This is a genomic window from Novosphingobium sp. KN65.2 (assembly GCF_001368935.1).
GTDB lineage: Bacteria > Pseudomonadota > Alphaproteobacteria > Sphingomonadales > Sphingomonadaceae > Novosphingobium > Novosphingobium mathurense.
In genome coordinates this window covers 1-1,413 of record NZ_CCBH010000008.1, presented here as the reverse complement: position 1 = coordinate 1,413, position 1,413 = coordinate 1, and the positions used below count along the sequence as shown (strand labels likewise).

The 1,413-nt window shown below is 62.3% G+C and carries 1 protein-coding gene and 1 pseudogene; one reads left to right on the top strand and one right to left on the bottom strand.

Annotation, left to right across the window (positions count from 1 at the left end):
* Positions 1–614: pseudogene (locus SPHV1_RS00635) on the top strand (ISNCY family transposase); the annotation flags it as partial.
* A 247-nt stretch (positions 615–861) separates the two neighbouring features.
* Here the strand turns inward: SPHV1_RS00635 and SPHV1_RS00630 are convergent.
* A partial coding sequence (locus SPHV1_RS00630; RefSeq protein ID WP_054944217.1) for an IS6 family transposase occupies positions 862–1,413 on the bottom strand: 552 nt, incomplete at its 5' end.

Genomic DNA, 1,413 nt, shown 5'->3' with positions numbered 1-1,413 from the left:
GCCTGGTCAAGGCGATGCGGTTGGAGGGCATTTCCTCGATTGCCGAGGCCAACACGTTTCTGCCCGGGTACATGGCGCGCCACAACCAGCGCTTTGCGAAGGCGCCGTTCGATCCGCACGACCTGCACCGTCCCCTCGCCCCGCACGAGGATCTCGACGCCGAGATGGTCTGGCGGGTGAAGTGCAAGGTGAGCCAGGCGCTGGCGCTGCACTACGACAAGATGCTGTTCATTCTCGAGCCCAGCCCGGTCAGCCGGCCCTTGGCCGGCAAATGGGTCGAGGTTTGTGAGTTTCCGGATGGCCGGCTCGAGATCCGCTCCGGGGAACATGTGCTGCCTTATCGGATATTCGACAAGATCCGGCAGGTGAACCAGGCGGCGATTGTCGAGAACGAGCACCTCGATGCGGCGCTGGCGATGGCCAAGGCGATGCAGGAACAATTGCCGGCGAGAAAGCGCAACAACAACGAGCCGTGCCGACGCTCGCAGCCGTTCCATATGTTCGCGGTGCCCGAACGGTTGGAAACGCCCGATGTGAAGCGCAAGCGCGGACGTCCTCCCCTTCCCCGGCTCACGCCGATCGAGGCGGCGCAGCGCCTGCTCGAGACCCAGTGAGCGGGCCCGCTGCCGGGCAGCGGGTCCGGGCGCTGTCACTGCCAGACCAGCGCACCAGCAGGGGCGCCGCTGCGCATGCTCGAAGGGCTGCGCGCCGCCCCTGCTCTATTGGCCGGTGACATTTCTATTTGGCAGAAAAAGGGACTTCTCTAAATGGCAGGAACAATGTCTGTAAGCGCTAAGTAGAAATGACGGCTCTGTTGCAAAGATCTTCTGCGAGCGAGTGAGAGCCGCGGCGTCATCGCAATCAAGCGGCCCTGGCGAAGTGTTGGTTGAGCAATTCCATGGTTTCGATCAGGGCTGACGGTCCCACTCCGAAAGCGCGCTCGACAAGACGCACCTCTCCCCTGATCCCTGGTTGCAGGCACCACGGGCGGGCCTGCCCTTTGCGTAGGGCCCGCATGACCTCGAAGCCCTTGATCGTGGCGTAGGCTGTGGGCATCGATTTGAAACCACGCACGGGCTTGATCAGCATCTTGAGCTTGCCATGGTCGGCCTCGATCACGTTGTTCAGATATTTCACCTGCCGGTGTTCGGTTTCCTCGGCGAGCTTCCCTTCTCGTTTCAACTCGGCGATTGCGGCGCCGTAGCTTGGTGCCTTGTCGGTGTTGAGTTTCGTCGGCTTTTCCCAATCCTTCAAGCCGCGAAGGGCTTTGCCCAGAAAGCGCTTCGCAGCCTTGGCGCTGCGGGTCGGCGACAGGTAGAAATCAATCGTGTCGCCCCGCTTGTCGACCGCCCGATACAGGTAGGTCCACTCGCCCCGCACCTTGACGTAAGTCTCATCCAGGCGCCAGCTCGG